23 protein-coding genes and 1 tRNA gene are annotated in these 24,818 nt (G+C 71.6%); 9 read left to right on the top strand and 15 right to left on the bottom strand.

The window, feature by feature from the left end:
- Positions 1-63: 63 nt before the first annotated feature.
- Genes GT755_RS25400 through GT755_RS25385 form a run of 4 tightly spaced genes read left to right on the top strand, consistent with a single transcriptional unit; the run spans position 64 to position 4,492 of the window.
- Entirely contained in the window at positions 64-1,668 is a 1,605-nt protein-coding gene (locus GT755_RS25400) for a serine/threonine-protein kinase (RefSeq protein WP_328794492.1), read from the top strand.
- Between the two features lie 10 nt (positions 1,669-1,678).
- Positions 1,679-2,626 (top strand): quinone oxidoreductase family protein, encoded by a 948-nt coding sequence (locus tag GT755_RS25395; RefSeq protein WP_161482119.1) that lies wholly within the window; start codon positions 1,679-1,681, stop codon positions 2,624-2,626.
- Between the two features lie 15 nt (positions 2,627-2,641).
- Positions 2,642-3,454, top strand: a complete 813-nt coding sequence (locus GT755_RS25390) for a patatin-like phospholipase family protein (protein ID WP_161482118.1) — start codon at positions 2,642-2,644, stop codon at positions 3,452-3,454.
- 18 nt (positions 3,455-3,472) lie between these two features.
- Entirely contained in the window at positions 3,473-4,492 is a 1,020-nt protein-coding gene (locus GT755_RS25385) for a 1-acyl-sn-glycerol-3-phosphate acyltransferase (RefSeq protein WP_161482117.1), read from the top strand.
- A 104-nt stretch (positions 4,493-4,596) separates the two neighbouring features.
- Here GT755_RS25385 and GT755_RS25380 read toward each other — a convergent pair whose 3' ends face one another.
- The 3 genes from GT755_RS25380 to GT755_RS25370 are packed head-to-tail and all read right to left on the bottom strand — an operon-like array spanning position 4,597 to position 7,744.
- Positions 4,597-6,057, bottom strand: coding sequence for a cobyric acid synthase (locus GT755_RS25380; protein WP_161482116.1), 1,461 nt, complete (start codon positions 6,055-6,057; stop codon positions 4,597-4,599).
- Positions 6,054-6,941 (bottom strand): cobalamin biosynthesis protein, encoded by an 888-nt coding sequence (locus tag GT755_RS25375; RefSeq protein WP_161482115.1) that lies wholly within the window; start codon positions 6,939-6,941, stop codon positions 6,054-6,056. The genes GT755_RS25380 and GT755_RS25375 overlap by 4 nt, the downstream gene beginning before the upstream one ends.
- 17 nt (positions 6,942-6,958) lie before the next feature.
- On the bottom strand, positions 6,959-7,744 hold the full coding sequence (locus GT755_RS25370) for a phosphotransferase (protein ID WP_161482114.1): 786 nt from the start codon (positions 7,742-7,744) through the stop codon (positions 6,959-6,961).
- A gap of 185 nt (positions 7,745-7,929) precedes the next feature.
- On the opposite strand from GT755_RS25370, the gene GT755_RS25365 reads away from it, so the two are divergent.
- Positions 7,930-8,169 (top strand): hypothetical protein, encoded by a 240-nt coding sequence (locus GT755_RS25365; RefSeq protein ID WP_161482113.1) that lies wholly within the window; start codon positions 7,930-7,932, stop codon positions 8,167-8,169.
- An 8-nt stretch (positions 8,170-8,177) separates the two neighbouring features.
- Here the strand turns inward: GT755_RS25365 and GT755_RS25360 are convergent.
- A tRNA-Arg gene (locus GT755_RS25360) sits at positions 8,178-8,251 on the bottom strand.
- 150 nt (positions 8,252-8,401) lie between these two features.
- On the opposite strand from GT755_RS25360, the gene GT755_RS25355 reads away from it, so the two are divergent.
- Positions 8,402-11,539, top strand: coding sequence for an ATP-binding protein (locus tag GT755_RS25355; protein ID WP_161482112.1), 3,138 nt, complete (start codon positions 8,402-8,404; stop codon positions 11,537-11,539).
- A 5-nt stretch (positions 11,540-11,544) separates the two neighbouring features.
- Here GT755_RS25355 and GT755_RS25350 read toward each other — a convergent pair whose 3' ends face one another.
- Both GT755_RS25350 and GT755_RS25345 read right to left on the bottom strand, forming a co-directional pair.
- Complete coding sequence (locus GT755_RS25350) at positions 11,545-12,396, bottom strand: ABC transporter permease (RefSeq protein ID WP_161482111.1); 852 nt, start codon at positions 12,394-12,396, stop codon at positions 11,545-11,547.
- Positions 12,393-13,373 (bottom strand): ATP-binding cassette domain-containing protein, encoded by a 981-nt coding sequence (locus GT755_RS25345; RefSeq protein WP_161482110.1) that lies wholly within the window; start codon positions 13,371-13,373, stop codon positions 12,393-12,395. The genes GT755_RS25350 and GT755_RS25345 overlap by 4 nt, the downstream gene beginning before the upstream one ends.
- Before the next feature lie 84 nt (positions 13,374-13,457).
- Here GT755_RS25345 and GT755_RS25340 point away from each other — a divergent pair, with 84 nt between their 5' ends.
- Entirely contained in the window at positions 13,458-14,840 is a 1,383-nt protein-coding gene (locus tag GT755_RS25340) for a dihydrolipoyl dehydrogenase family protein (RefSeq protein ID WP_161482109.1), read from the top strand.
- Here the strand turns inward: GT755_RS25340 and GT755_RS25335 are convergent, their stop codons facing one another.
- Positions 14,841-15,602 carry a putative hydro-lyase gene (locus GT755_RS25335; RefSeq protein WP_161482108.1) on the bottom strand — a complete coding sequence of 254 codons (762 nt, stop codon included), beginning with the start codon at positions 15,600-15,602 and terminating at the stop codon, positions 14,841-14,843. It lies immediately after the preceding gene.
- 136 nt (positions 15,603-15,738) lie between these two features.
- Between GT755_RS25335 and GT755_RS25330 the strand changes: the two genes are divergently transcribed.
- Positions 15,739-16,710 (top strand): pirin family protein, encoded by a 972-nt coding sequence (locus tag GT755_RS25330; RefSeq protein ID WP_161482107.1) that lies wholly within the window; start codon positions 15,739-15,741, stop codon positions 16,708-16,710.
- A 467-nt stretch (positions 16,711-17,177) separates the two neighbouring features.
- Here GT755_RS25330 and GT755_RS25325 read toward each other — a convergent pair whose 3' ends face one another.
- Entirely contained in the window at positions 17,178-17,318 is a 141-nt protein-coding gene (locus GT755_RS25325; protein WP_161482106.1) for a hypothetical protein, read from the bottom strand.
- Between the two features lie 156 nt (positions 17,319-17,474).
- On the opposite strand from GT755_RS25325, the gene GT755_RS25320 reads away from it, so the two are divergent.
- Positions 17,475-19,142: a sialidase family protein gene (locus tag GT755_RS25320; protein ID WP_161482105.1), complete on the top strand. Its 1,668-nt coding sequence runs from the start codon at positions 17,475-17,477 to the stop codon at positions 19,140-19,142.
- A gap of 3 nt (positions 19,143-19,145) precedes the next feature.
- Here GT755_RS25320 and GT755_RS40695 read toward each other — a convergent pair whose 3' ends face one another.
- The 7 genes from GT755_RS40695 to GT755_RS25285 all read right to left on the bottom strand — a co-directional run bounded on the left by GT755_RS40695 (position 19,146) and on the right by GT755_RS25285 (position 24,768).
- Positions 19,146-19,487 (bottom strand): S1 RNA-binding domain-containing protein, encoded by a 342-nt coding sequence (locus GT755_RS40695; RefSeq protein ID WP_268903503.1) that lies wholly within the window; start codon positions 19,485-19,487, stop codon positions 19,146-19,148.
- A 316-nt stretch (positions 19,488-19,803) separates the two neighbouring features.
- Positions 19,804-20,754 (bottom strand): L-histidine N(alpha)-methyltransferase, encoded by a 951-nt coding sequence (gene egtD, locus GT755_RS25310; RefSeq protein ID WP_285588641.1) that lies wholly within the window; start codon positions 20,752-20,754, stop codon positions 19,804-19,806.
- Positions 20,751-21,458: an ergothioneine biosynthesis protein EgtC gene (gene egtC / locus GT755_RS25305; protein ID WP_030456713.1), complete on the bottom strand. Its 708-nt coding sequence runs from the start codon at positions 21,456-21,458 to the stop codon at positions 20,751-20,753. The genes egtD and egtC overlap by 4 nt, the downstream gene beginning before the upstream one ends.
- On the bottom strand, positions 21,458-22,741 hold the full coding sequence (egtB, locus tag GT755_RS25300) for an ergothioneine biosynthesis protein EgtB (protein ID WP_161482102.1): 1,284 nt from the start codon (positions 22,739-22,741) through the stop codon (positions 21,458-21,460). The genes egtC and egtB overlap by 1 nt, the downstream gene beginning before the upstream one ends.
- The gene (locus GT755_RS25295) at positions 22,738-23,913 is read right to left on the bottom strand and encodes a glutamate-cysteine ligase family protein (protein ID WP_161482101.1); all 1,176 of its coding nucleotides are present in this window, start codon (positions 23,911-23,913) and stop codon (positions 22,738-22,740) included. The genes egtB and GT755_RS25295 overlap by 4 nt, the downstream gene beginning before the upstream one ends.
- Positions 23,914-23,950: 37 nt before the next feature.
- On the bottom strand, positions 23,951-24,190 hold the full coding sequence (locus GT755_RS25290; RefSeq protein ID WP_161482100.1) for an anti-sigma factor family protein: 240 nt from the start codon (positions 24,188-24,190) through the stop codon (positions 23,951-23,953).
- Positions 24,187-24,768: an RNA polymerase sigma factor gene (locus tag GT755_RS25285; protein ID WP_285588632.1), complete on the bottom strand. Its 582-nt coding sequence runs from the start codon at positions 24,766-24,768 to the stop codon at positions 24,187-24,189. Before GT755_RS25285 ends, GT755_RS25290 begins: the two co-directional genes overlap by 4 nt.
- Between the last annotated feature and the right edge of the window lie 50 nt (positions 24,769-24,818).

Here is a 24,818-nt window from a genome sequence, read left to right as displayed (position 1 = left end):
GCAAGTTCGAACGTCAGGGTATGACGTAGTTCATTTCCGCTGGTTTCTGTACGGTTGGTCGTCGTGGCGAACGAACCTCAGCAGATAGGGCCCTATCGCATCACCGGCCGTCTCGGCCGGGGCGGCATGGGCACCGTCTACCTCGGCCAGGACGAGTCGGGCCGGAAGGTCGCCGTGAAGGTGATCAACACCGAGTACAGCCAGAACGAGAACTTCCGGGTGAGGTTCCGCCGCGAGGCCGAGTCGGCCCAGCGGGTACGCCGCTTCTGCACCGCCGCCGTGCTCGCCGCCGACCTCGACGGCGAGCAGCTCTACGTCGTCACCGAATACGTCGAGGGCCCCAACCTCGAACAGGCCGTGGAGACGTCGGGGCCGCTGACCGGCTCGAGCCTGGAGGCCCTGGCGGTCGGCGTGGCCACCGCCCTCACCGCCATCCACGCCGCCGGCATCGTCCACCGCGACCTCAAGCCCTCCAACGTGCTGCTGTCCCCTGTCGGCCCCCGCGTGATCGACTTCGGCATCGCCCGCGCGCTCGACACGTTCGGCGGGGTCACCCACACCGGCGAGCTCGTCGGCACCCCCCGTTACATGGCGCCCGAGGTGCTGCGCGGCGAGGCGATCTCGCCCGCGTGCGACGTGTTCTCGTGGGGCTGCCTGGTGGCGTTCGCGGCCAGCGGGCGGGCCCCGTTCAACGGCGAGGCGCTGCCCGCCGTGATCTTCCAGGTGCTCAACTCCGAGCCGGTGCTCGACAACCTGGAACCGCAGATGCGCCAGCTCGTGCGGGCCGCGCTCGACAAGGACCCGGCCAACCGCCCGTCCGCGCAGCAGCTCCTCGACAACATGGTCGGCCGGGTCACCCCGGAGATCGCCCAGCACACGGTGGCCCAGACCTGGAAGCAGAGCGCGCCGCTGCGCCGCCGCCCGGTCAACCGCAGCCGCCTGGTCGCCGGGGTCGCGATCGCGGCGGCGGTCGCGGTGACGGCCGGCGTCATCGGGGTGCGCGCCCTGGCCGGGCCGGGCGGCCCGCCGGTGAACCTGGCCACCCTCTACCAGGAGGACTTCACCACCAACGGCGACTGGCCCGGCACCTACGACCCCGAGTCGGGTTACGGCTACGGCTACACCCCGCAGGGCACCTACGCGGTCGACCTGAACTCCGAGAACCCCGAGAACGTGACCCCCGCGCCGATCCCGTTCGTCGCCGAGCAGGAGCCGACCCCCGGCCCTTCGCCGACCCCGGTCACCCCGGCGAACCTGCTCATCGGCGCCGACATCCAGACCGCCGACCTGGTCGGCAGCGGCGAATACGGCCTCTTCTGCCGCGCGTCCAAGGACAACTACAAGGACAACCGCTACGAGTTCCTGCTGACCAGCTCCGGCGAGGCCCGCATCCGCCGCGTCGCCGGGGGCTCCGGCGGGATCGTCGCCAGCGGCGCCGTCGAGGGACTGACCGACAAGCTCAATCTGTACGTCTCCTGCGAGCCCGGCGAGGGTAGGTCGGTCGCGCTGCAGATGTGGGTGAACGGCAACCCGGTGTTGTCGGCCACCGACACCAACGGCCTGCCCACCGGCGACGTCGGCGTCCTGGGCCGGGTCCAGCCGGACGGGGAGTCGTCGGTGCGGCTGGCCTTCGACAACTTCGTGCTCAGAGGACAACTGGACGGGTAGGACAGGCCCCATGCGAGCGATCATCGTCACCACGCCAGGCGGTTCATCGGCTCTCGATTACGCGGAGGTGCCCGACCCCGTGCCCGGGGAGGGCGAGGCGCTGGTCGAGGTCGCCGCGAGCGGCGTCAACTTCATCGACGTCTACCACCGCGAGGGCCGCTACCCTCTCCCGACCCCGTTCGTCCCGGGCTCCGAGGGCGCCGGCACGGTCTGCGCCACCGGCCCCGGCGTCACCCAGGTGGCCGTGGGCGACCGGGTGGCCTGGGCCAACGTCGTCGGCAGCTACGCCGAGAAGCAGATCGTCCCGGCCGACCGGCTGGTGCCGGTCCCCGACGCGCTCGGCCTCGACCTGGCGGCGGCGGTGCTGCTCCAGGGCATGACGGCCCACTACCTGACCCGCTCGACCCACGACGTGCGCGAGGGCGACGTCGTGCTGATCCACGCCGCCGCCGGCGGCATGGGCCTGCTGCTCACCCAGATGGCCAAGATGCGCGGCGCCCACGTGATCGCCACCGTCTCCTCCGGCGCCAAGGAGAAGCTCGCCCGCGGGGCCGGCGCCGACGAGGTGCTCCGCTACGGCGACGTGGCCGCGAACGTCCGCAAACGTTGTCATGTCGTGTACGACGGCGTCGGCGCCGCCACCTTCGAAGACTCCCTGGCGGCCCTGCGCCCCCGGGGCCTGCTGGCCCTCTACGGCGCCGCCAGCGGCCCGGTCCCGCCGTTCGACCCCCAGCGCCTGAACGCGGCCGGCTCGTTGTTCCTCACCCGCCCGACCCTGGGCCACTACGTGACCACCCGCGCCGAGCTGCTCGAACGGGCCGGCGACGTGCTGGGCTGGGTCGCCGACGGCTCGCTCGACGTGGCGGTCTACGGCCGCTACCCCCTGGCCGAGGCCCGCCGGGCCCACGACGACCTGGAAGGCCGCCGGACGACCGGGAAATTGCTCCTCATCCCCTGACCTAGGTTGGAAGACGTGAACCAGACGGCGTTCGTGCTCGGTGGCGGCGGGGTGCTCGGCGCCCACGAGGTCGGCATGCTGCGTGCCCTCGCCGAAGCCGGGATCAAGCCCGACCTGATCGTCGGCACCTCGGTGGGGGCGCTGAACGGGGTCGTGCTGGCCGCCCACCCCGCCGACGCCGTCGACCGGCTCAGCGAGTTGTGGAGCACCCACATCGTGCGGACCGCGTTCGCCGGTTCGTGGATGACCCGCCTGTCCACCCTGGCCCGGACCGGCACCCACCTCCACCCGATCGACCCGCTGCGCCGCCTGCTGGGGGGCCATCTGCCCGACACGTTCGAGGAGCTGGAGGTGCCCTTCCAGTGCGTCGCCGCGTCGATCCAGAAGGCCCGCGCCCACTGGTTCACCGAGGGTCCGCTCGCCGACGCGGTGCTCGCCTCGTGCGCGGTGCCGGGGTTGCTGCCGCCGGTGCGCATCGACGGTGAGCACTTCGTCGACGGGGGGCTGGTGCACAGCATCCCGGTCGGCCGCGCGGTGGCCCTGGGGGCGACCCGCATCTTCGTCCTGCACGTCGGCCGGATCGAGCGGCCGCTCGAACCTCCCGCGAAACCGTGGGAGGTCGGCCTGGTCGCCTTCGAGATCGCCCGCCGCCACCGTTTCGCCGAGGAGATGGCCTCGTTGTCCGACGACATCGAGGTCCACGTGATGCCGGCCGCCTTCGGAGGCCGTCCGGGCCTGTCCGACCTCCGCTACCGCGACGCCTCCCGGATCGCCCGCCACGCGGGCCGCGCCTACGAGGCCTCCGCCGCCTACCTGGCGGAACTATGAGCTGAAGGAGGCCCGGTCATGCTCCCTCCCCGGATCGTCCGGCGGCTGGTCTTCGCGCCGCTGGTGATCGTGCTGACCGTCGCCGTCATCGTCACTCTGCCGGTGTGGCTCGTCTTCGGCTTCATCGTCGGCCTGCGCCTGCCGCCGCCGCGCCGCCGGGGCATGCGGCTGGTGGTGTTCGCCGTGGTGTGGCTGGCGCTGGAGTCGGCGGCGCTGATCGCCAGCCTGGAACTGTGGGTGGCGTCGGGGTTCGGGGGACGCCTGAGCGAGGCCGCCCACCAGGAACGCCACTACGCCCTGATCCGCTGGCTGCTGACCAACGTCTACGGCGCGGCGGTGGCCATCTTCCGGTTGTCGGTCGCCATAGACGAGCCCGCGCTGACCGGCGAGGAGGCCGCGCGCCGGCTGACCCGGCCGATCATCGTCCTGTCGCGGCACGCCGGTCCCGGCGACTCGTTCCTGCTCGTCTACCATCTGCTGGCCCGCTACCAGCGGCGTCCGCGCATCGTGATGAAGGCGGCCCTGCAGTTCGACCCGTCGGTCGACGTGGTGATCAACCGGCTGCCCAACGCGTTCGTGCCCAAGAAGATCGCCGAGAGCGGGATCGTGGGGGAGATCTCCCGCCTGGCCTCCGACATGGACGCCGACGACGCCCTCGTGATCTTCCCGGAGGGCGGCAACTTCACCCCGGGCCGCCGTTTCCGGGCCATAAGGCGGCTGCGCGAACGCGGCCTGCGCGCCGAGGCGGCCCGCGCCGAACGCCTCGCCCACCTGCTGCCGCCCCGGCCCAACGGGGCCATCGCGGCGATGACCGCCTGCCCGGAGGCCGACGTGATCTTCGTCGCGCACACCGGCCTCGACGACCTGATCACCCTCGGCGACGTGTGGCGGCACCTGCCCGAGGAGGCCCGCATCACGGCGAAGTGGTGGCGCTGGGCGGCCGAGGACGTGCCGAGGGAACGCGAGGCCCAGATCTCCTGGCTCTTCGACCAGTGGACGGCCATCGACAACTGGATCAGCGCCCAGAAGGCCTCGTAGCGGTCACGGGCGAGGCGGCCGGCGGCGGTGGTGCCGCCGGACCGTCGCCAGCAGGGCGATCCCCGTCGCCAGGCCCACGACGGCGAAGGCGGCCGTGACCGCGATCAGGCCCATCGGGGGCCGCCCGGCGGGATGACGGCCGTTCCGGGTCGCGGTCCTTTCGTGATCAGGTCGACGAGGGCGCCGGTGTCGAGGTGGCGCTCGATCAGGTCGCCGATGGCGTCGAGACGCCGCTCGCGCAGCCCGGCGAAGTCGACGGCGCTCTCGACCGGCAGGCCGATCTCGGCCAGGAAGGCCCGGCGGAACCCGTCGTTCTCGAAGGCCCCGTGCCAAGTCGTGCCCCAGACGTCGCCACGGCGGCACCCGTCGAGGAACGGTTCGGCACCCGGGGCGGGGGTGACGACGCCGTGGTGGATCTCATACGCGGCCACGCGGTGACCGTATGCCTCACCTGTCGGCCTGGCCAGCACTTTTTCCGGTACGAACCGGACTGTGGCCGGAAGGAGGCCCAATCCGGGCACGGTGCCCTGCCGGGATTCGACGTCGTCGTGGATGGTCTCGGCGAGCATCTGGTAACCGCCGCAGATCCCGACGACCGGCCCGCGTCTGCGGAGCAGGGCGTCGGCGATGCCGCGTTCCCTGAGCCAGGCGAGGTCGCTCACCGTGGCCCGCGAGCCGGGCAGCACGACCAGGTCGGCCGTGGCGATCTCGCGGGGCGAGGTGACGAACCTGACGTTCACCCCGGGTTCGGCGGCGAGGGCGTCGAGGTCGGTGAAGTTGGAGATGCGCGGATAACGCACCACGACGACGTCGACGTGGCCGTCGCCGGTCTCCGGCCGGTTGTCGAGCGCGAGGGAGTCCTCGACGTCCATCCACAACCCGTCGAGCCAGGGCAGCACCCCGTAGACCTCGCGGTGGGTGAGCCCGCGCAGCATGTCGAGCCCCGGTTCGAGCAACTCGACCGCGCCCCGGAACTTGTTGATCACGAACCCCGAAATGAGCGCCTGGTCCTCGGGCTCCAGCAGCGCCAGGGTGCCGTAGAGGTGGGCGAACACCCCGCCCCGGTCGATGTCGCCCACGACGACCACCGGCAGGCCGGCCGCCCGTGCCAGGCCCATGTTGGCGATGTCGTTCGCGCGCAGGTTGATCTCGGCCGGGCTGCCCGCGCCCTCGCACACCACGACGTCGTACTCGGCCCGCAAGCGGGCCAGCGACTCCAGCGCGACCGCCTTGAGGTGCCGCTTCAGGTTCGGGTACGTCAGCGCGTCGACGTCGGCGAGCGGCCGGCCCTTCACCACGACCTGGCTGCGGCGGTCGCTGCCCGGCTTGAGCAGGACGGGGTTCATGTCGGCCGTCGGCTCGACGCCGCAGGCCGCGGCCTGGGTGGCCTGCGCCCGCCCGATCTCGGCGCCGTCGGCGGTGACGAAGGAGTTGAGCGACATGTTCTGCGCCTTGAACGGCGCGACCCGCACCCCCTGCCGGGCCAGCCACCGGCAGATGCCCGCGGTGACGACGCTCTTCCCGGCGTCGGAGGTGGTCCCGGCGACCAGCAGCGCGCCCTTCATCGCCGCCTCGCCAGCACCGCCAGGGCCGCCGCCGCCCAGGCCACCCGCCTGGCCAGCGTCACCGCCCGGGAGATGTCCCGCTTCGTGGGCCGGGGGCCGTCGCCGAGCTCGGGGCGGTGTTCGAGGCGGCCGCCGTAGTCGTTGACGCCGCCCAGGGTGACGTTCAGGGCTCCGGCGAAGGCCGCCTCGCACTGGCCGGAGTTGGGGCTGGGGTGGCGGGAGCCGTACCGGAAGACGGCTCTGAGCGTGGGCCGGAGGCGGCCGGAGCAGAGCGCGGCGAGCAACGCCGTGAGACGGGCCGGAACGTAGTTGGCCGCGTCGTCGAGGCGGGCCGCCGCCCAGCCGAACCGCTCGTAGCGGGGCGAACGGTGGCCGACCATGGCGTCGAGCGTGTTGATCGCCCGGTAGGCCAGCAGGCCGGGCACACCCGCGACCGCGCCCCAGAAGAGCGGCGCGACGACGGCGTCGGAAGTGTTCTCGGCGAGCGACTCGACGGTCGCGCGGGCCAGTTCGGGCTCGCCCAGGTTGCTCGGATCGCGGCCGCACAGGTGCGGTAACCGGCGGCGGGCGGCGTCGAGGTCGTCGTCGGCCAGGTGCCGCGCCATGGCCGCGCCCTCACGGGCGAGCGTCGTGCCGCCGAGCACCGCCCACGTGGCGGCGGCCGTGATCGCCGTCTTCCTGGGGAGCAGGGCGCCCAGCGCGGTCACCGAGCCGACGCACACCGCGGTGAAGATCAGTCCTCGGGTACGCGAGTCGCGATAGACCCGCCGTTCCAGCGCGGTCGCGGCGGTCCCGAACAGCGCCACCGGGTGACCCCGCCGGGGATCGCCGACCAGTGCATCCAAAACCACCCCGAGCGCGATTCCCCGCGCTTCCTCCCCCATCACCCACGCATTCTCTCCTATTGGAGGAAACGGTGCAGATCATCCTCATTCGCATCAAGCCACGCGGCAGCCCGCCGGATACGCTGCCCGATGCCCGACTCCCACATGACCGCCCACCCGCCGCCCTCGGTCTCGGCCTTGTGCTTCATGGCGACGTACGAGCGATCGAGCCGCAACCGCGCGGTGGGCAATAGCCGCAGCCGCTCGGCGGCGCTCAGCCCGTAGGCGTCGGCGAACACCCGGATGCGCCGCCCGGCGTCGAGATCGGCGTGGTCGCGGTCGACCGGATCGGCGATCGGCGCCCAGTGCCGCAACGTGGTCACCACGTCGAACAGCCGGGACACCGGCCGCGCCATGTCGAAGTCGATCAGCGCCACCGGCAGCCCGTCGCGGAAGACGACGTTCTCGGGCGTGACGTCACAGTGCCCCACGACCTCGGGCTCGGCGTCGTCGGCCGATCCGGTCTCCCAGACCGCGCCGGGCCTCGGCCGGAACCCCGACACCGCGTCGTGGTAGCGCCGCTGCAACCGGGCGAGTTCGGCGAGCACGTCCTCGCCCACCGGAAAGGGCCGCCCCGGCACGTCGCCCGGCACGAAGGTCAGCACCTCCCGCCCCAGCTCGTCGATGCCCAGCACACGGGGCGCGCCGTCGAACCCGACGGCCTCCAGATGACGCAGCAGGGTGTGGACGGCGGGCGAGGTGGCCTTCAGGGGACGGCGGACCGTGTCACCGACCCGGACCACACCCTCGGTGACGTCGCCGCCGGACAGCGGGACTTCGTCGGCCCGCGACACAACGAACATGCGGCTTGAGGGTAGCCGGAATCCGCCCCCGTGACACGAGGCACTGGAAAAACCGGCGACGACCTGCTACGGAGCGTGACTACCGTCGGGTAGGCTCGCGGCAAGCAAGGGCTTGATCTTTTGAGTCACTGCTGAGCGAAGGGACCCGGACACGAAATGTCTCTCCCGTGAACGCCAGGTGGGTCGTGCCCACATCGAGCGCCGCCGCAGCCGCGGGGTCATTCGCGATGGCCCCGGAGGATTCCACCGGCCTGTTTCTCGCGGTCGCGCTCGGCGTGGCGGCCGTGCTCGCGATATTGCTGGTCGTCGAGGCCTCGGCGGCGACGTTCTCCGAGAAACACAGCGCCAGGGCCATGAAGGTGCTGGCCTTGCTGTTCGGCCGGGAGGAACCGGCCGACGAGCCCGAGGAGGAATCGTCGGCTTAGGAGAAGCGCGCGCCCTGAGGGATTCGAACCCCCGACCGGTGGATTAGAAGTCCACTGCTCTATCCGGCTGAGCTAAGGGCGCTCAGTGCCTCATTCTGCATGATCCCCGTACTGGTTTCACAACGCAAAATGTCGGCGCCGGTCGATAGCGTAGAGGAGCTACTCCTCCGCTCCCGGTAGGGGGCGGTTTCTCCCGCCCGCCCGCTGCCGATCTCCCCGTCAGGAGGCTCCGATGGACTCTCAGCTCATCGGGCGCGACCATCCCGCGGGGCTGCTGCGGGCCGAGATCGGCCGGGCCCTCGACAGCCACGGCGGCCTGGTGCTGGTCACCGGCGAGGCCGGGATCGGCAAGACCACGCTGGTCACCCGCGGGGTCGAAGAGGCCAGGCGGGCGGGCGCGCTCGTGCTCGGGGGGTCGTGCTGGCAGTCGGGCGGCGCGCCCGGCTACTGGCCGTGGGTGCAGGTCATCCGGGCGCTGCGCCGGGCCGGCGAGTGGTCGTCGGTGGGGGCCGAGGCCGCCGAGGTGCTGGCCATCCTGCTGGGTGAGCGGTCGGGCGGCGGCAAGGAGGTGCTCGACGGGTTCCGGCTCTACGACGCGGTGACCACGGCGCTGGTGTCGGCGGCGCAGCGCCGTCCGGTCGTGGTGGTGCTCGACGACCTCCACTGGGCCGACACGGCGTCGCTGAAGTTGCTGGAGTTCGCCGCGCAGCACACCTGGTTCGAGCGGCTGCTGCTGCTCGGCACCTACCGCGACGTCGAGGCCGAGGCGCCCGACCATCCGCTCGCGCCGCTGATCATGCCGCTGGTGGCGAAGGCGACCTGCATCTCGTTGACCGGGCTGGGGCGCGACGAGGTCGGCGCGCTGATGGCCCGCACCGCCGGGCGGGCGCCCGAACCGGCGCTGGTCGACGAGGTCCACCGGCGGACCGGCGGCAACCCGTTCTTCGTCGAGCAGACCACCCGGCTCTGGCAGGGCGGCGGCTCGGTGACCGCGATCGCGCCGGGGGTGCGCGACGCGCTGCAGAAACGTGTCTCGCTGCTGCCGCCGCAGGTGGCCGAGTTGCTGACCGACGCGTCGGTGCTGGGGCGCGAGTTCCACCGCGACGTGCTGGCGGCGCTGGCCGGGTTGCCGGCCGCCCGGGTCGACGGGCTGCTCGCGCAGGCCGTGGCCGCGCGGCTGGTCGTCCAGCTCACCGAGGGGCGGCTGGGGTTCGCCCACGACCTCGTCCGGGAGACGCTCTACGAATCCCTCGGCGAGCGTGCGGCCGGGCGGCACGCCCGGGTCATCACGGCCCTCGACGCCGACCCGGCGCTGAAGGCCCACCTCCTGCCCGCCGACCAGGCCCGCCACGCCTACCAGGCGGGCCGCGAGCTGCCGCCGTCGGTCGCGGTCGAGCGACTGCTGTCGGCGGCCGGCGAAGCGCAGCGGCGCATGGCCATCGACGAGTCGATCGGTCACCTGCGGCGGGCCGCCGACCGGGGCGAGGGCCTCGAACCGCGCCGCCGGGCGATGATCGCGATGGAACTCAGCTCCTGCCTGTTCCACCTCGACGACGCCGAGGAGGTCCGCGCCACCCTCGAATCGGCCTGGACCTTCGCCCAGCAGACGGGCGACGCCGACCTGCTGGCCCGGGTGGCGATCAGCTACTACCGGATCGAAGGGCCCGGCATGATCGGCGGTTTCTCCGGTGGCCGCAGCTCCGAGGTCGTGCGGATCGCCTACCAGGCGCTGATCGGGGGCGACCCGACCACGCCCGACGCGATGGCCGACGAACTCGCCGTCCACATCGCGGCGGTGGCCCGCGCGGACGACGACCACGAGGCGCTGACCTTCGGCCTGGCGGCCCGCCACGACGTGCTGTTCGGGCTGGGCACGGCGGCCGAGCGCATCGAGCTGACCAGCGAGATGGAGACGGTCGCCCGGCGCGCCTCCGACCCCGACACCGAACACTTCGCCGCGTCGCTGCGCTGGGTGGCGCTGCTGGAGGCGGGCGATCCCGCCTATCTCGACCAGTTCAGCGAGTCGACCGCCTTCGCATTGCGGATCGGCGGCGAACGCATGATCTTCGCCGCCCGCGTCGACCAGTCGATCATCATGACCCTGGCCGGCCGGTTCGCGGAGGCCGAGGAGTTCCTGCGCGGCGCGATGGAGGTCATCGCCGAAGACAGCCGCGACATGTTCGGCTTCATGAGCGACCACGTCCTGTGGTCGGTGCTGCTGCACCAGGGCCGGTTCGCCGAGATCCCGGCGGTGCTGGAGCGTCTCCGGTCGACGGCTCACAACCAGGTCGACCTGCTGGCGGGCATCACCGCCCTCCAGGCCGGCGATCTGGCCGGCGCGCTGAGCGTGCTGCCCGATAACGGCCTCGACGCCTATCCCCGCAGCTTCGCCCCGCTGGGGCTGCGGTTCATGGCCCACGCGGCGGCCGAGTCGGGCGACGCCCGGCTGACGGCGTGGGCGACCGAGACGCTGACCCCCCATTCGGGCGGCTGGCTGGTCAGCATCGGCGGCTGCGACATCGCCGGGCCGGTCGACCACTGGCTCGGCGTGCTGGCCGCCTCGCGTGGCCGGTGGGACGACGCGATCGCCCGCTTCACCGCCGCCCGCGCCTCCGCCGTGGCGTTCCAGGCCCGGCCGTGGGTCGTCGAGGCGGGGGTGGAGCTCGGCCGGGCGCTGCTGGCCGCCGGCGAGCCGCTGCGCGGCCGGGTGACGCTCGACGAGGCGGCGGCCGAAGCGGCCGAGCTGGGCATGCGTCACATCCGCCGGAAGGTCGAGGAGATCCGGCCCGCTCAGGCGGCCGGTCCGGCGCGGCCCGCCCGGGTCACCCCCACGTTCCGCCGCGACGGCGACGTCTGGGAACTGGCCTACGACGACCAGGTGGTCCGCATGCCCGACGCCAAGGGACTGCGCGACCTCCACCTTCTCCTGGGCGCGCCGGGCACCGACATCCCGGCGGTCCGGCTGCTCAACCCCGAAGGGGGGCACGAGGTGGTCGCGGCCCGCGGTTTCGGGGGCGACGCCGTGCTCGACGGCGAGGCCAAGGCCCGCTACCGCCGCCACCTGGCCCGGCTCGACGACGAGATCGACCGGGCGGCCGGGCTCGGCGACGACGATCGGGCCGCCGCCCTCGACCGGGAGCGGCAGGCCCTGCTCGACGAACTGCGCGCCGCCGCCGGGCTGGCCGGGCGCGACCGGCGGCTGGGCGACGAGGCCGAGCGGGCCCGCAAGACGGTGACCGCCCGCATCCGCGACACCCTGCGCAAGCTCGGCGAACGCCATCCGTCTCTCGCCTCCCATCTGCGTGAGTCGATCAGCACCGGTTCCTCCTGCGGCTACCGGCCGGGGTCGCCGGTCCGCTGGCGGCTCTGAGCGGGCTACTTGCGGTTGTAGGCCCGCATCGTCAGCGGCCCGAAGACGGCCAGCAGCGCCGCCGTGGCGATGAACACCCAGGTCAGCTCACCCATGTCGGGGTTGCCCGACATCAGCGACCGGACCGCCGCCACCAGCCGGGTGATCGGGTTGACCTCGACGAACGCCTGCAGCCACCCCGGCATGGTGGACGGGTCGACGAAGATGTTGCTCAGGAAGGTCAGCGGGAACAGCACGAGCATGCTGACCCCCATGACCGACTTCTCGCTGCGCAGGTAGAGCCCGCACATCGTCCAGATCCACGAGAACGCGAACGAGAAGACGACCAGCAGCCCGATGCCCGCCGCCACGCCCACCACGCCGCCGCCGGGCCGGAACCCCAGGATCAGCCCGACCACGGTGATCACCAGCGAGGCCAGCACGTAGCGCAGCACGTCGCCCAGCAGGTTGCCCACCAGGGCCGCGGGCCGCCAGATCGGCAGCGACTTGAACCGGTCGAACACGCCCTTGGCGATGTCGATGTTCACCGCCAGCCCGCTGTACATGGTGGTCATCACGACGCTCTGCACCATGATCCCGGGCAGCAGGAACTGCAGGTACTCCCCGGTCGACCCGGCCAGCGCGCCGCCGAACAGGTAGGTGAACATCAGGGTCATCATGATCGGGAAGGCCGTCACGTCGAACAGCTGCTCGGGCACGTGCTTGATCTTGAGCACGGCCCGCCACCCGAACGTCAGCGACGCCGACAACGCGCTCGGCCGGGCCGGGCGCTCGCGGGGGTCGAGGACCGCGCCGATGGTCTCGGCGGCGGGGACGTAGACCGGCTCGGCCGTCTCGGTCGCGGTGGTGGTGGTCATGCCGCGGTCTCCTTAGAGGTGGCGGGGTGGTCGGTGAGGGCGAGGAAGACCTCGTCGAGGGAGGGCTGGCCGAGGGAGAAGTCGTCGACGACGATCCCGGCGGCGGCCAGTTCGGAGAGCGCGCGGGCGGCGTCCTCGGCCGCGCCGCGTTCGCTGCCGTGGCCGGGCACCCGGACCACCACCCGGCGGGGGTCGGGGTCGGGTGTGGCGGGGGCGCCCAGGGCGGCCGAGAGCAGCTTCTCGGCGTCGGCCCGCCGGCCGGGGTCGCGCAGCCGCACGTGGACGGTGCCCGCGCCGACCGACGACTTCAGTTCGCCGGGGGTGCCCTCGGCGATCAGCCTCCCGTGGTCGATCACGGCGATCCGGGAGGCGAGCTGGTCGGCCTCGTCGAGGTACTGCGTGGTCAGCAGGACCGTCGTGCCGTAGGAGACGACGGCCCTGACGATGTCCCACACCTGGTTGCGGCTGCGCGGGTCGAGGCCCGTCGTGGGTTCGTCGAGGAACAGCAGCCGGGGCGTGTTCAGCAGCGTCGCCGAGATGTCGAGGCGCCGCCGCATGCCGCCGGAGTAGTTCTTGACCTGCCGCTCCGCCGCCGCCGTGAGGCCGAAGGCCTCCAGCAGCTCGTCGGCGCGGGCGCGGGCGGCCGGTTTGCGGAAGCCGAGCAGGCGGCCGATGAGGACGAGGTTCTCGCGGCCGGTCATGTCCTCGTCGAGCGAGGCGTACTGACCCGTGAGCCCCACCAGGGAGCGCACGGCGTCGGCCTCGGCGACCACGTCGTGGCCGAAGACGCGGGCGGCGCCGCCGTCGGGACGCAGCAGCGTGGCCAGCATCCGGACGGCCGTGGTCTTGCCGGCGCCGTTGGGGCCGAGCACGCCGAACACGGCGCCGGCCGGGACCGTGAGGTCGAGCCCGTCGACGGCGCGGTTGTCGCCGAAGACCTTGACGAGACCGTTCGTCTCGATCGCGGTGTCTGTCATGCCCTTTGGGCGCGAGGCGGCGTGCTAGATCGGATCTAGCGGCCCGCGAGATACGGTCGGATCGGAGATCAACGGGAGGAAGAGATGGCTGACGTCTTCGACGTGATCGTTATGGGCGCGGGGCCGGTCGGGGAGAACGTGGTCGACCGGGCCGTGCGCGGCGGCCTGTCGGTGGCCGTGATCGAGGCCGAACTCGCCGGAGGCGAGTGTTCGTACTGGGCCTGTGTGCCGAGCAAGGCCCTGCTGCGCCCCGTCGACCTGGCCGGAGAGGTCGAGCGGGCGCCGGGCCTGACGGTGGGGCCGATCGACGTGCCGGCGGTGCTGGCGCGGCGTGACTGGGCGGTGAACGACTACAGCGACAACGGCCAGGCGCGCTGGCTGGAGTCGCTGCCCTCCACGTACATCAGGGGCCGGGCGCGGCTCGCCGGGGAGCGCAAGGTCGACGTCGGCGGCCGGGTGCTGACCGCGCGGCACGCGGTCGTGGTGGCGACGGGCAGCCTGGCGGCCATCCCGCCGATCCCGGGGCTGGCCGAGTCGAAGCCGTGGACCAACCGCGAGGCCACCGGAGTGAAGAAGGTGCCGGGCCGGCTGATCGTGCTGGGCGGCGGCGTGGTGGCGTGCGAGATGTCCCAGGCGCTGCACGCCCTGGGCGCGACCGAGACCACCATGGTCGTGCGCGGCCACCGCGTGCTCGAGAGGTGTGACGGCTTCGCCGCCACGATGGTCGCCGACGCGCTGGTGGCCCGGGGCATCGACATCCGCTTCGGCACCCAGATCGAGCGGGTCGAGCGGACCGGCGGCGAGGTCGTGGCCCAGCTCTCCGACGGCACGACGCTGACCGCCGACGAGATCCTGGTCGCCGCCGGGCGCACCATCGGCGCCGACATCGGCCTGGAGACAGTCGGCCTGCCCGACGCCCGCCCGATCGAGGTCGACGACAGCATGCGTTCGGTCGCCCACGACTGGCTCTACGCGGTCGGCGACGCCAACGGCCGCGCGCTCCTCACCCACATGGGCAAGTACCAGGCCCGGTTGTGCGGCGACGTGATCGCCGCCCGCGCCAACCGCCGCCCCGACGACCTGCCGTCGATGCGCGACCAGGGCGACCACCACGGCCCGCCCCAGGTCATCTTCACCGACCCGCAGGTGGCCACGGTCGGTCTGACCGAGCAGATGGCGCGGGAGCGGGGGCTCAACGTCCGTTCCGTCGAGTACGACATGAGTGGCATCACCGGCGCCTACCTGGCGGCCGAGAACTACATCGGGCGCGCGAAGGCCGTGGTCGACGAAGACCGCAAGGTGCTCGTCGGGATGACGTTCGTGGGCCCTGCGGTGGCCGACATGCTCCACTCCGCCACCATCGCGATCACCGCCGAGGTGCCGCTCGACAAGCTCTGGCACGCCGTGCCGTCGTTCCCGACGGTGAGCGAGGTGTGGTTGCGCCTGCTGGAGGCCTACGGCCTCTGATCACATCTGGTAGGCCGAGTCCCGGACGTCGGTGATCGCCATGTGCCCCGGCGCGTGGCCGATCGCGAACGGGACCCCGGCCGCCATCACCGCGGCCTGCGGGGTCACCCCGCAGGCCCAGAACACCGGCACCTCCCCCGGCCGGACCTCGACCGGATCGCCGAAGTCGGGCGCGTCGAGGTCGTCGATCCCCAGGCCCGCCGGGTCGCCGATGTGGACGGGCCCTCCGTGGACCGCCGGGTAGCGCGCGGAGACGCGGACCGCGTCGGCGACCCGCCCGGCCGGGACGGGCCGCATCGACACCACCAGCGGCCCCGACAACCGCCCGGCCGGGCGGCACGGCACCGAGGTGCGATACATGGGCACGTTGCCGCCCGTCTCCAGATGCCTGACCGGAATGTCCTCCCTGACCAGGGCGTCTTCGAACGTGAAACTGCACCCGATCAGGAACGGCACCAGATCGTCCCGCCAGAACCGGGTCACGTCGGTCACCTCGGCGACGGGGGCGCCGTTCTCGTACACGACATAACCCGGCAGATCGGTGCGCAGGTCCCCCGCGAAGATCGGCAGACTGGTGGCCCCGGGATCTCCGACGTCGAGGACCGGACAGGGCTTGGGATTGCGCTGCGCGAAGAGCAGCATGTCGTAGGCGAGGTCGGCGGGCACGGCGAGCAGGTTGGCCTGGGCGTACCCGGGACACCACCCTGCGGTGGGCGTCTTCAGCCCGGCCCGGAACCTGCTCCGTGCCTCGTGAGGGGTCATACGGGAACGTCCTCCGGAATAGTTGAATCCTCAACCAAGTTGTGGCTGCATAGTCGACAGAGCGAGACGCGGACGGCCGGAGGCCGGTTGTGGCTCGCGCCGGCGAACCTGCCTCGAAAACAGGAAGGAGCCCCAGATGCCCGCCGTAACCGTGGACAACCCGCTCACCCTCCCCCGGCTGCCCGAGCCCGTGGCGGCCGTGCACGAGCGCAAGGTCCTGACCGTCACCACCGCGCCTTCGGGCTTCGAGGGTGAGGGATTCCCGGTCAGGAGAGCACTGGCCACGATCAAGCCAAAGTATCTCGATCCGTTCATCATGATGGACCAGATGGGCGAGGTGGACTACGCGCCGGGCGAGCCGAAGGGCACCCCGTGGCATCCGCACCGGGGCTTCGAGACGGTGACGTACATCATCGACGGCGTCTTCGACCACACCGACTCCCACGGCGGCGGCGGCACGATCACCAACGGCGACACGCAGTGGATGACGGCCGGTTCGGGCCTGCTCCACAAGGAGGCGCCGCCGGAGTGGCTGGTCCAGAAGGGCGGCCTGTTCCACGGCATCCAGCTCTGGGTGAACCTGCCCTCCAAGTCGAAGATGCTCGCACCGAAATATCAGGACATCGGGCGATCCAATGTGGTCCTGCTGAGCAGCCACGACGGCGGCGCCCTCGTGCGCGTGATCGCCGGCGACGTGGCCGGGCACCTCGGCCCCGGAGCCACCCACACACCCATCACGCTCATCCACGCGAGCATCACCCCCGGGGCGCGGTTGTCCATCCCGTGGCGGTCCGACTTCAACGCGCTCGCGTACGTGCTGTCCGGCCGGGGCACCGCGGGAAGCGACGGTCAGCCCATCGAGATGGGACAACTGGCCGTGTACGAGGGCTTCGGCGCGACCCAGGCCGAGACGATCACCCTGGCGGCGGCGAAGACGCAGGACACGCGGTCGCCGAACCTGGAAGTGATCATCCTGGGCGGCAAGCCGATCGGCGAGCCGGTGGCACACTACGGACCGTTCGTGATGAACACGCAGGCGGAGCTCAAGCAGGCGTTCGAGGACTTCCAGGCGGGACGGCTGGGCACGATCCCGGCGGGACACCACTGATGTGCGGCCTGAGAGGACGGCCGGGTCACCGACCCGGCCGTCCTTCGGCGTTCTGAAGACGGACGTGGCGGCTTTCCCGGACGCGGTATTCGCCAAAGAAGATGGCGCTCCGCCGGCATCAGAGGAGCCAGGCCATCGACGCCCTGCGCCTCTCGGCACTGAGGCCTTCAGACATCGAGCCGACTGTGCCGTCGTCTGCCTGACATGGCCATCGCGCGCTGAAGCGCCTGACAACGGACCTGCTTCGGAGTGGAGGCGCATTCCGGAGAGCCGGCCCTTGGATCATTCGTCCACGAACGGCCTGGAAACGGGTGGATCTCGGCGAGCTGTGCGCCAAACTCGCCGAGATCCGCGACGATCCCGTCCACCCGCCGGGTGGCGGGACGGTATACCTGTACCCGTTTGGTTCTCGTGCCGTCGGCACGGGAACTGACCGTGGGACCGACCAGTTCCCGAGCCGTCGACGATCAATCGCGAACGCGCCGACTTCCCTGCGGCCGCAGGCCGGTCATGGGGAGGCGGAACTCGCCGGTCCGGTCGAACTCCTCGTCGCGGCGCGGGCCGTCGAGGTGGTCGGTCGGCCGCCGGGTGAGCCGGGTAGTACGCATGCCAATATCCCCCGATAAAGCGTTGTTTGGCGTGAGTTAGTTGTATTCGGCATCGCTTGCAGAGCGCTTGCCGCCCGACTGATCAGCAGGTCGAAGCCCCATATTTCATCTCCTGTCTATTGAAAGCCGACAAACAGTTCGCTTCGGTGGTGTCCCATGAGTGAAATGGTGGGCGCGGGCGTCAGCCGGCCGGTCGTCGTCGACGCGACCGTGGTGCGTGACGCGGCGGGGGAACTGGCCCGCGAGGGCAACAGGGTGCCGGACATCGTCGCCCTCGACGCGCGCCGATGGATCGTGTGCTGGCGTTCCGGCGTACCCGACCCCCATGACCGCACCCCCACCGACCAGGGCGCCATCAAGTTCGCCGTGACCGGCGACGGCGGCGCCACCTGGAAGAAGGGCACCCTCGCGGCGGCGACCGCCACCCACCGCTACCACTACGCGATGCTCTTCACCGAGGATTCCTTCGTGTACGCCCTTCTCGGCCGCATCACCGTCGCCGAGGACCGCGAGGAATCCGACGTCGATGGATTCCCCGTCCACCTGACCATGAAGCGCTCCCCCGACGGCGGCACGACCTGGGTCGACCAGCCGATCACAGTCGACGTCCCGCCCAACACCCGGGGTGTCGTGGTGGCCGGCAAACCGGTCAAGGTCGGCGACGTGTGGACGGTCCCGTTCTGGCGTCAGGGCGCCGGGGCGTCCCAGGCGGCGGTGTTGCGCTCGACCGACCTGAAGACGTGGCAGGCCGGCGCACTGGCCGCCAACCCGCCCGGCATCGGCGTCGAGGAACCTCAGATCGGCCTGCGCCCGGACGGCACGCTGGTGATGGTGACCCGGGCGCTCGTCCGCCGCGCCCGCCCGGAGGACCGCGACCCGTACTACCGCGTCTCGGCCGCCCACTGCGCGACCACCACGAGCACCGACGGCGGCCTGACCTGGGCGCCGATGCGGCTCCACCCCGACCTGCCGAACTACTACGTGAAGACCTTCTACATGATCGACTCAGCCGGACGGGAGATCGCCCTCTACAACACCTTTGCCGGCCCGATCAGGGAACCCCGCCCCGACCGCTTCCGCGAGGTCCTCCACTACAAGGTCGCCGGCCCGGGCCGACCCTGGCAGCCCGGCCGCCTGTTCGCCGACGGCCCCCGCCTGACGAAGACGACCGCCCGCGGCTGGGACGTCTATCCGAGCGCCGCCGAGATCTCCCCCGGCGTCCTGGCCGTGGTCTGGGAGCACAACCAGATCGAGATCAAGGTCGCCCGCCTGACCCTGAACACCCCCTTGCCCAAGGACCTGGCCCCCGGCCGCTGGACCCTGGACCCGGGCGCGACCGTCGGCCCCGACGGCGCCCTGCGGTTGCGCTCCACGACCGCGAAACCGGTCACGGCGCGGAAGACGATCGCCGAGATGTGCGACTTCACGGTGGAGTTCCAGGGCCAGGTCGTGGACGACAGCGCACTCGACCCCACGACCGGCCAAGGCGTCTGCCTGGGGACGAAGGTGTGCAACGGGGCACGGCGGCTCATGCTGACGGTGCAGAAGGGAGGCGTCTGGACCATGCGGAAGGGCTCGACCACCTGGGAACGCGTCTTCGCCGCACCGTCGGCGCCGGCGGTGTGGAAGGTGGTGACCGACAGCACGGGCGTGGCCCGCCTGTTCCGCGACGGCGCCGACACCGGGGTGACGTGGGTGATCCAGGACAGCGGCGAGACGCCCCAACTGAGCCACTGGGTGATGGGAACACGCGGGGGGAACACGGCGGAGGCCCGGATCGCGTGGACCCGCCTGACCCCGACTCTCGCAGAGAGCCCGGCCTGACGACTACCCCGCCCACGCGATCAGCGACAGGGATATCCGTAGCCGATCGAGGTCGACGTCCAGGACGGTCACCGTGACCTCCTGCCCGACCTGGACGAGATCCTCGAACCGCTCGAACCGTCGCGACGACGCGTTCGCCGCCGACACCATCCCGTCGACCCCGCCGATGTCCACGAAGATGCCGAAGCGCATGATCGCCATGACCACTCCACGGCAGACCTGCCCGTGCTCGAATTTCTCAACAATGGCACGCAGATCCGGGACGGACCCGTCCCACCGATTGACTTGTGCAAATTCCGAGCCAGGCTCTGGTTCGCCGATATGCGCACCACTCGTATTCGTCATACTCCGCCGAATCATCCCACGCGGGCTTTAGGCGAATTCGGCGGCTCAGGCACATCTTCCGGTGAGTGTGAGGCCACGCGGCGGCAGACCGTGAGATGACCGGCGGCCGGGGCAGCGCTGCCGAGCCCGCCGCGAAAGGCTCAGCGCGGCACCACTGAACAAGAGGCCTGGTAGGCCACACACGGCGGCCGAGGCAGCGTTGCCAAGCCTGCCCCGAAAGGCTCAGCGCGGTACCACTGAACAAGAGGTCATGTGGGCCACGCGGCGGCCGGCCACGGATACCGGCGGCCGCGTTGAGGAGCCCGCGGTTGAAGGGTCAGCGCGGTACCGCGCGTGACAGCACCAGCGCGAAGTCGCCGTCGGGGTCGGTGTACCACCGTTCCACCTCGAAGCCCGCCATCGCCAGTTCGCGGGTCAGCCCCGCGCGGCGGAACTTGGCGCTGATCTCGGTGCGCATCTCCTCGCCCTCGGCGAACATCACCGTCAGGTCGAGGGCCCTGATGTGGACGACCATGTCCTTGGTGGCGCGCAGGCGCATCTCGATCCAGTCGTGGTCGGTGTCGTAGATCGCCACGTGGGCGAAGTCGGCCGGCACGAAGTCGGCGTCGAGGCGGCGGTTGATCACGCGCAGGACGTTGCGGTTGAAGGCCGCCGTCACCCCGGCCGAGTCGTCGTAGGCGGCGATCAGCCGGGAGGTGTCTTTCACCAGGTCGGCGCCGAGGAGGAAGGTCTCCCCGTCGGTCAGGGTCGAGCGCAGTTCCTTGAAGAAGACCTCGCGGGCCGGTGGCTCCAGGTTGCCGATCGTGCCGCCGAGGAAGGCGACCATGCGGTCGGGGCGTTGCGGGAGCTGGGACAGGTGGTTCTCGAAGTCGGCGCAGACGCCGACCACCTCGAAGCGCTCCGACAGGCGGTCGGCCGCGGCCTTCAGGGTCACCGAGTCGACGTCGACCGGCATGTAGGTGCGCAGCGTCCCGGCCGAGGCCAGGGCGTCGAGGAGCAGTTCGGTCTTCTCCGAGGTGCCGGAGCCCAGTTCGACCAGGGTGGCGGCGCCGCTGACCGTGGCGATCTCGCGGGCGTGGGCCTTGAGGATGGCCAGCTCGCGCCGGGTCGGGTAGTACTCGGGCAGGCGTGTGATCTTGGTGAAGAGCTCGCTCCCGCAGGCGTCGTAGAACCACTTGGGCGGCAGCCACTTCGGCGCCGCCGTGAGGCCCGCGCGGACGTCGTTCTCCAGCGCCTGCCGCAGGTAGTCAGCGTCGATCAGGTTCACAGGTCCCTCCAGTCGATTCCGTCGGGCGTGACGAGCACGAGAGTCCGGTCGGGCACGCTGACCCATCCGTCGTCGCGGTCGTCGAGCGGCTCGCTGGCCACCAGCACCCCCTCGGGGAGTGAGCGCACGAAGAGCGTGTCGCCCCAGGTGGTGGCCGCGATCGTCTGGCCGTCGGTGGCGAGGAGATTGACCCTCGCCTCGGCGTCGGCGCCTCCGGCGGTCGTGGTGACCTCGGCGATGGCGTCGCCGAGGCTCCAGCCCAGCCGCCCGAGGGCGAACACCCCGGCGGCGAGCTTGGCCGAGTCGCAGGTGCTCTCGGCCTCGTGGGCCTTCAGGCCGGTCAGCGCCTCGCCGGGGACGCGGCCGTTGTGGCTGAACAGCCACTTCCCCTCCATGAAGGGGGCGGTGGCGGTCTCTTCTATCGGCATGCCGACGGTGGCGGAGCGGACCGCCGCGATCAGGCAGCCGGAGATCGCCGAGGCGGCCAGGCCTTCGAGGTTGGCGTCTGCCCACATCGGGATGGATCGTCGATATCGGATGACGCGGTCGTGGGCGTACCAGCCCATGCCGAAACCATCGGCGTTGACGGTGCCCCAGCGTTGCCGTCTCGGTACGTAGGACTGTTTCAGCAGGCCGTGGTCGGGCTGCTGGATCAGTGACGACAGTGGGCGCGGTTCGCCGAGCCAGGCGGCGTGGCGGCACATCAGCGGGCCTCCCCCGGCGAAGCGTCGCGGGCGCAGCGGAAACCGGAGAAGATCTGGCGGCGCTGCGGATAGTCCCAGTTGCGGAAGGTGGCGCGGACGGCCGCCGGGTCGGCGGCCCATGAACCGCCGCGCAGCACGCGGTAGTCGGGGCCGAAGAAGACCTCGCTGTATTCGCGGTAGGGGAAGGCGCGGAAGCCCGGATAGGGCTGGAACGTCGACGACGTCCACTCCCAGACGTCGCCGATCATCTGCTCGACGCCGTAGGCGCTCGCCCCCGCCGGGTAGGCGCCCACGGGCGCCGGGCGGGCGGCGCGGTGGCCGAGGTTGGTCAGGCCCGGTGCCGGCGGTTCCTCGCCCCATGGGTAGCGGCGGGACCGGCCCTCTTCGGGATCCCAGGCGCAGGCCTTCTCCCATTCGGCCTCGGTCGGCAGCCGCTTGCCCGCCCAGCGGGCGTAGGCGTCGGCTTCGTACCAGCTCACATGCTGGACCGGCTCGTTCGGCGGGATCAGCTCGGCCCGGCCGAAGCGGGTGCGCCACCAGCTGCCGCCGTCGTCGCGGGTCCAGAACAGCGGCGCCTGGAGGCCCAGCCGGAAACCCTCGGGGTGCCACCAGCGCGGATCGCGGTAGCCGCCGTCTTCGACGAAGGCCAGATAGTCGCCGTTGCTGACGGGCACGCGGTCGATCCAGAAGGCTGGCACGTCGACCGTGTGGGCGGGGCGTTCGTTGTCGTAGGCCCATGGGTTGACGTCGGTGCCCATGGTGAACGGGCCGCCCGGGACGAACACCTCACCCGACACCGGCCGCCCGGCGGGCAGGTCGCCGTCGCTGACGAGGCCGGGCTCGCGGGACAACTGGAGCGTGGCCAGCATGGTCTCGTCGTGTTGGTGTTCGTGCTGGATGACGAGCCCGAACACGAAGCCGCCCGACTTGAGCGGGTTGGGGTCGTCGAAGTCGACCTTGTCGAGGACGTCGAGCACGCGGCCGCGTACACCCTCGATGTATTTGCGGGCCTCGGCCGGGCCCAGCATCGGCAGCGACGGACGGTCGCGGCGGGGCGTCTTGAACGCGTCGTAGATGTCGTCGATCTCGGGCCGCAGCGGCGTGATGCCGCCGACCTCGCGCAGCACCCACAGTTCCTCGTAGTTGCCGACGTGGGCGAGGTCCCAGACCAGCGGTGACATCAGTGGGGAGTGCTGTCGGACGAGGAGGTGGTCGTCGGCGTCGGTGTAGCTGAGCGATCGGTCGCGCACGGCGAGAAGCTGGGCGGCGATCTGTTCCTTCATCGCGTCTCCAAGAGGAGGTCGGCGGCCGGGGACCGGCCGGGTTCGACGAACCGCACGGCGTAGTCGGTGACCTGGTCGATCAAGCTCGGTGGTGCGCCCCATCGGGGCAGCGCGTCGGCGGCGGCCCGGAAGGCCGCGACGGCGGCCTGGCGGAAGGCCGGGGCGGCGAGCCCGCACCGGGCGGCCTCGGCCCACTGCCCGGCCACGGCCGACGCGTCTGCGGCCGCCGCGGCGGCCGCGTCGTCGTCGACGATCAGGGCGTAGGAGACGGCGACCGCGACCGGCCATTCGACCGGCCCGAGGGCGTCGAGGTAGCGGATCTCCATGAACCCGCGCGGCCGGACGGGCGGGAAGAGCGTGGTGGCGTGGTAGGCGAGGTCGTCGAGCGTCGGCGGCCGCCCCGCTGCCTGCCGGAAGTCGCGAAACCGATGTCTTTCCGCCGTCTGCCGGCAGGACCCGTCGGTCTCCCTGACGAGCATGAGCTTCGCGGTCTGCAGGTAGTCGGCCCAGGCGGCGGCCGGATGCCCCTGGCCGCCCGATTCGCCGGCGGCCCGGTGTGCCGCCCCGACGGGTGCCGTGCGCGACGGGTCGAGGGCCAGCCAGACGGCCTGCCGCCCCGACAACCACGACCCGAACCACGGCACCGGCCCCGGCGAGTTGGCGAACGCCGCCACCAGCGCGGGGCCGAACAGATGGGCGCGGCGCCAGCGGGTGAACGGGTCGGCGCCGAAGTCGAGGTTGACCTGGATCGACGCGGTCGAGCACATCATCAGCGCCCCGTAGGGCTCCCCCAGGCAGGCCGCCATGGCGTCGTAGCGCGGGGTGTGGAGCTGGCGCAGCGGGCGGCGATGGCCGTCGAGCCCCGACCGGCCGAGGGTTAGGCCTGCGGCGGCGAGCGCGGAACGTACCCGATCGACGTCTTCCTGGAGCGCGGCCACGGCCGCCGGGAGGGGGCCCGGTGGGGCGGACAGTTCGACCTGCCCCCCGGGTTCATAGGTGATCACGCTCTTGCCGGGGAGGGTCAGCCCGCCGAGGGCGCCGGTGGTCCGCGCGATGGGGACGGTCAGCGCCGGGTCGGACACATCGTGGACGAGGAACTCCAGCTCGACACCGACCTGATCGCCGGGGCTCCCCGTGAAACAGCCTTCCGCGTATGCCAGCACATCGGCCATGAACACTCAGATCCGCGACCGGCCCCGGCGTTACACCTCACTCCGGCTTTTCTGAACTCGCTTCCCGGAAGGCCGTCAGCAGGTGGGATCGCGTCTTCGGCGACAGGCCGGGGGCGGGGAGCTCACCGAGGACGGTGATCGTGGTGGTGAACTGGCCGTAGTAGCCGGTGCAGCCGGAGCACCGCGCCATGTGGTCGAGGAAGAGGGGACGGGAGGAGTCGTCGAGCGCGTCGTCGAGATAGGCGGTCACGAGTTCGGCGAACTCGTCGCAGTTCATGGCCCTCCTTTCCCGTCGTAATAGGCGGCCAGGTGGTCGCGGACGGCCGCCCTGGCCCGGTGGAGCAGCACCCGCTGGTTGGCCGGGGAGATCGACAGGATCTCGCAGACCTCGTCGGAGCCGTAGCCCTCCATGTCGCGCAGCGTGATCACGGCGCGCTGCCGGGACGGGAGGGTTCCCACCGCCTTGTCGATCAGCTCCCTGACCTCGCCGGCCAGCGCCGCCCCCTCGGGACCGCCCTCGGCCCTCTCGGGCGGGACGCCGTCGGGACGCTCGCCGTCGACGCTGCTCACAGGGATGGTACGGCTCTCCCGCTCTCCCCGTCTCCGCGCGGTGTTGACCAGGATGCGGTAGACCCACGTGCGCAGCGACGACCGGCCCTCGAAGGTGCCGACGGCCCGGATCACGGCGAGCCAGGTGTCCTGGACGACCTCCTCAGCCGACGCCGCCGTCGACACGTATGACCTGGCGAGGCGGAGCATTCCCCGTGACCACTCGTCGAGGAGCAGCGCGAAGACCTCTTCGTCGCCGTTTCGCAGCCCGGCCACGATCACCGGATCGGGCGGAAAATCGGTCACCCCACCGAGCCTAACGACGCCCTCCGACATTCCCGCGACCCTCCAGTGAA

The organism is Herbidospora solisilvae, from assembly GCF_009901565.1.
GTDB lineage: Bacteria > Actinomycetota > Actinomycetes > Streptosporangiales > Streptosporangiaceae > Herbidospora > Herbidospora solisilvae.
Note: the sequence above shows the minus strand (reverse complement) of the source record. Positions and strands in the feature narration are given on the sequence as shown.

Coding starts and splice junctions, on each gene's coding strand:
- GT755_RS25375 (WP_161482115.1), bottom strand. CDS start 6,941: ATGGGGGAGGAAGCGCGGGGAATCGCGCTCGGGGTGGTTTTGGATGCA.
- GT755_RS25345 (WP_161482110.1), bottom strand. CDS start 13,373: ATGACAGACACCGCGATCGAGACGAACGGTCTCGTCAAGGTCTTCGGC.
- GT755_RS25380 (WP_161482116.1), bottom strand. CDS start 6,057: ATGAAGGGCGCGCTGCTGGTCGCCGGGACCACCTCCGACGCCGGGAAG.
- GT755_RS25385 (WP_161482117.1), top strand. CDS start 3,473: ATGCTCCCTCCCCGGATCGTCCGGCGGCTGGTCTTCGCGCCGCTGGTG.
- GT755_RS25325 (WP_161482106.1), bottom strand. CDS start 17,318: ATGCGTACTACCCGGCTCACCCGGCGGCCGACCGACCACCTCGACGGC.
- GT755_RS25335 (WP_161482108.1), bottom strand. CDS start 15,602: ATGACCCCTCACGAGGCACGGAGCAGGTTCCGGGCCGGGCTGAAGACG.
- GT755_RS25395 (WP_161482119.1), top strand. CDS start 1,679: ATGCGAGCGATCATCGTCACCACGCCAGGCGGTTCATCGGCTCTCGAT.
- egtB (WP_161482102.1), bottom strand. CDS start 22,741: ATGAAGGAACAGATCGCCGCCCAGCTTCTCGCCGTGCGCGACCGATCG.
- GT755_RS25370 (WP_161482114.1), bottom strand. CDS start 7,744: ATGTTCGTTGTGTCGCGGGCCGACGAAGTCCCGCTGTCCGGCGGCGAC.
- GT755_RS25355 (WP_161482112.1), top strand. CDS start 8,402: ATGGACTCTCAGCTCATCGGGCGCGACCATCCCGCGGGGCTGCTGCGG.
- GT755_RS25295 (WP_161482101.1), bottom strand. CDS start 23,913: ATGGCCGATGTGCTGGCATACGCGGAAGGCTGTTTCACGGGGAGCCCC.
- GT755_RS25290 (WP_161482100.1), bottom strand. CDS start 24,190: ATGAACTGCGACGAGTTCGCCGAACTCGTGACCGCCTATCTCGACGAC.
- GT755_RS25350 (WP_161482111.1), bottom strand. CDS start 12,396: ATGACCACCACCACCGCGACCGAGACGGCCGAGCCGGTCTACGTCCCC.
- GT755_RS25340 (WP_161482109.1), top strand. CDS start 13,458: ATGGCTGACGTCTTCGACGTGATCGTTATGGGCGCGGGGCCGGTCGGG.
- egtC (WP_030456713.1), bottom strand. CDS start 21,458: ATGTGCCGCCACGCCGCCTGGCTCGGCGAACCGCGCCCACTGTCGTCA.
- GT755_RS25320 (WP_161482105.1), top strand. CDS start 17,475: ATGAGTGAAATGGTGGGCGCGGGCGTCAGCCGGCCGGTCGTCGTCGAC.
- GT755_RS25330 (WP_161482107.1), top strand. CDS start 15,739: ATGCCCGCCGTAACCGTGGACAACCCGCTCACCCTCCCCCGGCTGCCC.
- GT755_RS40695 (WP_268903503.1), bottom strand. CDS start 19,487: ATGACGAATACGAGTGGTGCGCATATCGGCGAACCAGAGCCTGGCTCG.